The 7,118-nt window shown below is 72.6% G+C and carries 6 protein-coding genes; 5 read left to right on the top strand and 1 reads right to left on the bottom strand.

What is annotated here, in order from left to right; genetic code table 11:
• From GT030_RS20565 to sucD, 4 genes are all read left to right on the top strand, one after another.
• Positions 1-2,034, top strand: a 2,034-nt coding sequence (locus tag GT030_RS20565; RefSeq protein ID WP_161202355.1) for a DUF5682 family protein, incomplete at its 5' end; no start/stop codon positions are given.
• Positions 2,031-3,209, top strand: coding sequence for a VWA domain-containing protein (locus GT030_RS20560; protein ID WP_161202354.1), 1,179 nt, complete (start codon positions 2,031-2,033; stop codon positions 3,207-3,209). The genes GT030_RS20565 and GT030_RS20560, both read left to right, overlap by 4 nt.
• A 264-nt stretch (positions 3,210-3,473) precedes the next feature.
• Positions 3,474-4,655, top strand: a complete 1,182-nt coding sequence (gene sucC, locus GT030_RS20555) for an ADP-forming succinate--CoA ligase subunit beta (RefSeq protein WP_161202353.1) — start codon at positions 3,474-3,476, stop codon at positions 4,653-4,655.
• 28 nt (positions 4,656-4,683) lie between these two features.
• Complete coding sequence (sucD, locus tag GT030_RS20550; protein WP_030811903.1) at positions 4,684-5,568, top strand: succinate--CoA ligase subunit alpha; 885 nt, start codon at positions 4,684-4,686, stop codon at positions 5,566-5,568.
• 83 nt (positions 5,569-5,651) lie between these two features.
• Here the strand turns inward: sucD and GT030_RS20545 are convergent, their stop codons facing one another.
• The gene (locus tag GT030_RS20545) at positions 5,652-6,470 is read right to left on the bottom strand and encodes a sigma factor-like helix-turn-helix DNA-binding protein (RefSeq protein ID WP_161202352.1); all 819 of its coding nucleotides are present in this window, start codon (positions 6,468-6,470) and stop codon (positions 5,652-5,654) included.
• Positions 6,471-6,566: 96 nt separating this feature from the next.
• On the opposite strand from GT030_RS20545, the gene GT030_RS20540 reads away from it, so the two are divergent.
• On the top strand, positions 6,567-7,118 hold a 552-nt coding region (locus GT030_RS20540; protein ID WP_237522707.1), incomplete at its 3' end, for a DUF6350 family protein.

Here is a 7,118-nt window from a genome sequence, read left to right as displayed (position 1 = left end):
CCGGCCCGCTTCATCGACCTGCCCGCCACCCATTCGCTGGCCTGGGAGGAGGACACGGGCGACGGCGACCCGCAGGAAGAAGCCGAGCACGCGCGCGTGGACCCGCTCGCCGCCCTGGCCGAGGCCGCCGGGTACGACGACCCCGAGCGCTGGTGGGAGGACGCCGTCGAGCACCGGGGTCCGGGCCGCAGCGAGCCGTTCGCGCCGTTCGCCGCGCTGGAGGACGCCATGGGCGCCCTGCGCGAGCGGTACGGCGACGGCGGCCGGCCGCGCGACCTCGTGCGCGAGGCGCACATGCGGCTCCAGATCCGCGCCGTGCGCAAGGAGTTCGGGGACGAGGTGGCCGTGGTCTGCGGCGCCTGGCACGTCCCCGCCCTCCGCGCGAAGGCCACCGTCACCGCCGACCGGGCGCTCCTCAAGGGCCTGCCCAAGCTCAAGACCGACCTGACCTGGGTGCCCTGGACCCACCGCAGGCTGGCCCGGTCCAGCGGGTACGGCGCCGGGATCGACTCGCCGGGCTGGTACGCCCACCTGTTCGGCGCGCCGGACCGGCCGGTGGAGCGGTGGCTCACCAAGGTCGCCGGGCTGCTGCGCGAGGAGGACCGGGTCGTGTCCTCCGCCCATGTCATCGAGGCGGTCCGGCTGGCCGACACCCTCGCCGTGATGCGCGGCCGTCCGCTGGCGGGCCTCACCGAGACCACGGACGCGGTGCGCGCGGTGCTGTGCGAGGGCTCGGACGTCCCGCTGTCCCTGGTGTACGACCGGCTGGTGGTCGGGGACGTGCTGGGCGAGGTCCCGGAGTCCGCGCCCGCGGTGCCCCTGCAGCGGGACCTCGCCCGTGAGCAGCGCAGGCTGCGCCTCAAACCGGAGGCGCTGGAGCGCGAGCTGGAGCTGGACCTGCGCAAGGACATCGACGCCGCGCGCGGCCGGCTGCTGCACCGGCTGCGGCTGCTCGGCGTCGGCTGGGGCGAACCGGCCCGCTCACGCGGGAGCACGGGCACCTTCCGGGAGACCTGGCGGCTGCGCTGGGAGCCGGAGCTGTCGGTACGGATCGCCGAAGCCGGGGTGTGGGGCACCACCGTGCTGGGCGCGGCCACCGCCAAGGCCGAGGCGGACGCGGTCGGCGCGCGGGCCCTGGCCGACGTGACCGCGCTCGCCGAGCAGTGCCTGCTGGCCGGGCTGCCGGACGCGCTGCCCGTGGTGATGCGGGTGCTGGCCGACCGCGCGGCGCTCGACGCCGACGTGAGCCACCTCGCCCAGGCGCTCCCCGCCCTGGTCCGCTCGTTGCGCTACGGGGACGTGCGCGGTACCGACACCGGTGCGCTGGCCGGTGTCGCCGCCGCCCTCGCGGAGCGTGTCTTCATCGGCCTCCCGCCCGCCTGCACCACCCTGGACACCGACGCCGCCGAGGAGATGCGGGGCCATGTCGACGCCGTGCACGGCGCGGTCGGGCTGCTCGCCGAGACGCTCACCGGGCACGACGGCCTCCGGCCCCGCTGGCGGGCGGTGCTGCGCACGCTGTCCCAGCGGGACACCGTGCCGGGGCTGCTCCGGGGGCGGGCGGTGCGGCTGCTGCTGGACGACGGGGTGCTGGAGGCCGAGGACGTGGCCCGGCTCATGGGGCTGGCCCTGTCGCCGGGGACGCCGCCCGGTGACGCGGCCGCGTGGGTCGAGGGGTTCGTCGGAGGCGGCGGGGGAGGACTGCTGCTGGTGCACGACGAGCGGCTGCTCGGGCTTGTCGACGCCTGGCTGACCTCCGTACCCGCCGACGCGTTCACCGACGTGCTGCCGCTGCTGCGGCGCACCTTCTCGGCGTACGAGCCCGGTGTGCGCCGCACGCTCGGCGAGCTGGTCCGGCGCGGTCCGGGCGGCGGTGCCGGGGCCGCGGGTCACCCGGTGACCCCGTCCGGCTTCGCGCCGGAACCCGATGCCGGACGCGCGGACTCCGTGCTGCCGGTGCTGCGTCTGCTGCTCGGCCTCGCACCGGACCAGCCGCAATCCACGGACGACGACCTCGCGGGGGTGGGGGCATGACGAACGGGACGACACGACTCGACGGCGACGCCGAGCGGCTGCGCCGCTGGCGGCTGGTGCTCGGCGGGGACCAGGCGGACGGCACGGGAGTCGCGCTGACCGGCCGGGACGCGGCGATGGACGGCACCCTGACCGCGCTCTACGGCCGGGGCGACAAGGCGGGCAGGAGCCCGGCCGGGCGGGAGCGTTCGGCGGGACTCGGCGGTTCGGCTCCCTCCGTGGCGCGCTGGCTCGGGGACATCCGCACCTACTTCCCCTCCTCCGTGGTGCAGGTCATGCAGCGCGACGCCATCGACCGGCTCGGGCTGGCCGCGCTGTTGCTGGAGCCGGAGATGCTGGAGGCGGTGGAGGCCGATGTCCACCTGGTCGGCACCCTGCTCTCGCTGAACAAGGCGATGCCGGAGACCACCAAGGAGACCGCGCGGGCGGTCGTGCGCAAGGTGGTCGAGGACCTGGAGAAGCGGCTGGCGACCCGCACCCGCGCCACCCTCACCGGCGCCCTGGACCGCAGCGCCCGCGTGAGCCGGCCGCGCCACCACGACATCGACTGGAACCGCACGATCGCGGCCAATCTCAAGCACTACCTGCCGGAGTACCGGACGATCGTGCCGGAGCGGCTCATCGGGTACGGGCGGGCCGCGCAGTCGGTGAAGAAGGAGGTGATCCTCTGCATCGACCAGTCCGGCTCGATGGCCGCGTCCGTGGTCTACGCGTCGGTGTTCGGGGCGGTGCTCGCCTCGATGCGGTCGATCAGCACGCGCATGGTCGTCTTCGACACCTCCGTCGTCGACCTCACCGACCAGCTCGACGACCCGGTGGACGTGCTCTTCGGCACCCAGCTCGGCGGCGGCACCGACATCAACCGGGCGCTCGCCTACTGCCAGTCGAAGATCACCCGGCCCGCCGAGACGGTGGTCGTGCTGATCAGCGATCTGTACGAGGGCGGCATCCGGGACGAGATGCTGAAGCGGGTCGCGGCGATGAAGGCGTCCGGCGTGCAGTTCGTGACCCTGCTCGCGCTCTCCGACGAGGGGGCGCCCGCCTACGACCGGGAGCACGCGGCCGCGCTGGCCGCGCTCGGCGCCCCGGCGTTCGCCTGCACCCCGGACCTCTTCCCGGAGGTGATGGCCGCCGCGATCGAGAAGCGCCCGCTGCCCATACCGGACACCGCATGACAAGCTGGATGAGGTACCGGTCGAACAAATGCACCCGATGAGGCACGGCGTGTCAGGGAAAACGGCATCATGTGACAGGTATCACCGCTCGGGTGTGACCCGCGATTTAGAGGCCCCCGGCAAGCAGGGATAACCTGCGAGACGGACATGCCGCGCGCTCGGACACCGTGTGCGCACCCCTTGTGACAAGCGGACGTCACGTTGCCCTTCGCGGCACGCCCACGCATCCAACGACCGCGAGATCACTGATAGGGACGGAAGCGCGTGGACCTGTTCGAGTACCAGGCGAGGGACCTCTTCGCCAAGCACGATGTACCGGTGCTGGCCGGTGAAGTCATCGACACGCCTGAGGCGGCGCGCGAGATCACCGAGCGTCTGGGCGGCAAGTCCGTCGTCAAGGCGCAGGTGAAGGTCGGTGGTCGTGGCAAGGCCGGCGGCGTCAAGCTCGCCGCCACCCCGGACGAGGCCGTCGCCCGCGCGACGGACATCCTCGGCATGGACATCAAGGGCCACACGGTCCACAAGGTGATGATCGCCGAGACCGCTCCGGAGATCGTCGAGGAGTACTACGTCTCCTTCCTCCTCGACCGTGCCAACCGCACCTTCCTCTCCATCGCCTCCGTCGAGGGCGGCATGGAGATCGAGGAGGTGGCGGCCACCCGCCCCGAGGCCGTCGCCAAGACGCCGATCGACGCCATCGACGGCGTGGACGAGGCCAAGGCCCGCGAGATCGTCGAGGCCGCCAAGTTCCCGGCCGAGGTCGCGGACAAGGTCGTGAACGTCCTCATCAAGCTGTGGGACACCTTCATCAAGTCGGACGCCCTCCTCGTCGAGGTCAACCCGCTGGCGAAGGTCGCCTCCGGCGACGTCCTGGCCTTGGACGGCAAGGTGTCGCTCGACGAGAACGCCGAGTTCCGTCACCCCGAGTACGAAGAGCTGCACGACAAGGAAGCGGCCAACCCGCTCGAGGCCGCCGCCAAGGCGAAGGGCCTCAACTACGTCAAGCTCGACGGCCAGGTCGGCATCATCGGCAACGGCGCGGGTCTCGTCATGAGCACCCTGGACGTCGTCGCGTACGCCGGTGAGAAGCACGGCAACGTGAAGCCCGCCAACTTCCTGGACATCGGTGGCGGTGCCTCCGCCCAGGTCATGGCGAACGGCCTGGAGATCATCCTGGGCGACCCGGACGTCAAGTCCGTGTTCGTCAACGTCTTCGGCGGCATCACCGCCTGCGACGAGGTCGCCAACGGCATCGTCCAGGCGCTGAAGCTCCTCGAGGAGCGCGGCGAGAAGGTCGAGAAGCCGCTCGTCGTCCGCCTCGACGGCAACAACGCCGAGCTGGGCCGCAAGATCCTCACCGACGCCGACCACCCGCTGGTCCAGCGCGTCGACACCATGGACGGCGCGGCCGACAAGGCCGCCGAGCTGGCCCACGCCGCAAAGTAAGCACTCAGGACGAGGACACCAACACACCATGGCTATCTGGCTCAACAAGGACAGCAAGGTCATCGTCCAGGGCATGACCGGCGCCACCGGCATGAAGCACACCAAGCTCATGCTGGGTGACGGCACCGAGGTCGTGGGCGGCGTCAACCCGCGCAAGGCGGGTCAGACCGTGGACTTCGACGGCACCGAGGTACCCGTCTTCGGGACCGTGAAGGAGGCCATCGAGAAGACCGGCGCCAACGTCTCCGTCATCTTCGTGCCGGAGAAGTTCACCAAGGACGCCGTCGTCGAGGCGATCGACGCCGAGATCCCGCTGGCCGTCGTGATCACCGAGGGCATCGCCGTGCACGACACGGCCGCCTTCTGGGCGTACGCCGGCAAGAAGGGCAACAAGACCCGGATCATCGGCCCGAACTGCCCCGGCATCATCACGCCGGGCCAGTCCAACGTCGGCATCATCCCGGGCGACATCACCAAGCCGGGCCGCATCGGCCTGGTCTCGAAGTCCGGCACGCTGACGTACCAGATGATGTACGAGCTGCGTGACCTGGGCTTCTCGACCGCCGTCGGTATCGGTGGCGACCCGATCATCGGCACCACGCACATCGACGCCCTGGCCGCGTTCCAGGACGACCCCGACACCGACCTGATCGTGATGATCGGTGAGATCGGTGGCGACGCCGAGGAGCGCGCGGCCGCGTTCATCAAGGACAACGTGACCAAGCCGGTCGTCGGCTACGTCGCGGGCTTCACCGCGCCCGAGGGCAAGACGATGGGCCACGCCGGCGCGATCGTCTCCGGTTCGTCCGGCACCGCCCAGGCGAAGAAGGAGGCCCTCGAGGCCGCGGGCGTCAAGGTCGGCAAGACCCCGACCGAGACGGCCAAGCTGGCGCGGGAGATCCTGAGCGCCTGACGCTCGGCCCCTTTCGGGCAGCACGCCGGCGGGCCCGTCCCCTTTCTGGGGGCGGGCCCGCCGCCTTTTCCGCGCACCGGGTGTCAGCCGGGTGACGGTGCCAGCCGTTCCGGGCCGTTGCCCGCCTCCCCGCGCAGCTTGGCGCGCAGGGTCAGTTCGGTCGGTGAGAGCGGGCCGAGGGCGGGCGCCGGGGGGACGCCCCGTACGGCCTGGGCGGGGGCGACGGGTGCCTCGTAGTGGGTGGGTGCCGTGCGCAGGGTGAGGCCGGTCGCGCCGATGACGGCGACGGTGAAGGTGATGGCCGCGCGGGTCCAGAAGGCGTTGCGGCGCTCGCCCGAGGTGCGGACGGTGGTCGGGGTGTCGGCGCGGAGCCGTTCCGTGGAGGCGAGTTCCCTCAGGCGCCGGTGCAGGGTGGCCGGGTCGGCCAGCTCCGGCACCTGGGCGGCGAGGGCCTCGCGGGCGCGGGTCAGGCGGCCCGCCGCGGCCGGGGTGCTCGCCTCGGTCTCGGCCGCCGTCTCGGGCAGGTCGAGGCCGACCCCGTCGTACAGCACGAGAGTGCGGCGGTAGGAGGGCGGGAGGCTGAGCAGCGCGTTCAGCAGGGCGCGGGCGTCCGGGTCGGCGGGCGGGGGCTCGGGGACGCGGTAGCGGGGGCGGAAGCCGTGCCAGGGGGAGAGGGCGTACTCGTACGCCGTCGCCCGGACCCAGCTGCCCGGGTCGCGGTCGCGGGCCACCTCGGGCCAGCGCTGCCAGGCCGCCTGGAACGCCCGCTCCACCGCCTCGCGGGCCAACTCCCGCCGCCCGGTGAGCAGATAGGTCTGGCGGACCAGGGCGGGGGCGCAGAACGCGTAGAGCGCGTCGAACGCCTGATCAGGGGTCAGGGACAGTGCGGTGCTCTGCGTCACGGCTCACCCCTCTGTGTGAAAAGGCACATAAGCATATATTGGGCGACACTTCGGAAGTTCGCCTGTTACGCCGGGAAAGCGCGTGTCGTTGGGAGCATGGCGGGCGTGATGCCGCTGACACTCCGTCGCATGTCGTCGTCCCTGCGGTCCCGGATGCGCGACCGTTCACCCGGCCTCGGGCCCGCGCTGGCGGGCGGTGCGCTCGCGGCCGGGCTCGGGCTCGGCGGGTGCGCGGCGCTGGTGATGGTGCTGTGGGTCAGTTCGCCCTACCCGGACAGCGGGCCCGGCGGTGCGCTCCATGTCGCGGCCGCGCTGTGGCTGCTGGCGCACGGGGTCGAACTGGTCCGCACCGAGACGCTGTCCGGGGCGCCCCAGCCGGTCGGGCTGACCCCGTTGCTGCTGCTCGCCCTGCCGGTGTGGCTGGTGTACCGGGCCGCGCGGGACGCCACGGACGCGTCCGACGAGCCCCACGAGCCCGACGGCCCGCCGCCGGTTGCCGCGCGTACGGCGTGGACGGGGGTCGTGCTCGGGTACCTCGGCGTGGGAGCGGCCGCCGCGCTGTACGCCTCCGGGGGTGAACCCCGTCCCGACTGGCTCTGGATGACGGTGTGTCTGCCGCTCCTCGCCGGCGGCGCCGCGGGGGTCGGT

Origin of the sequence: Streptomyces sp. SID1328 (assembly GCF_009865595.1) — a bacterium.
Lineage (GTDB): Bacteria > Actinomycetota > Actinomycetes > Streptomycetales > Streptomycetaceae > Streptomyces > Streptomyces griseoluteus.
This window is presented reverse-complemented; position numbering and strand designations above follow the sequence as displayed.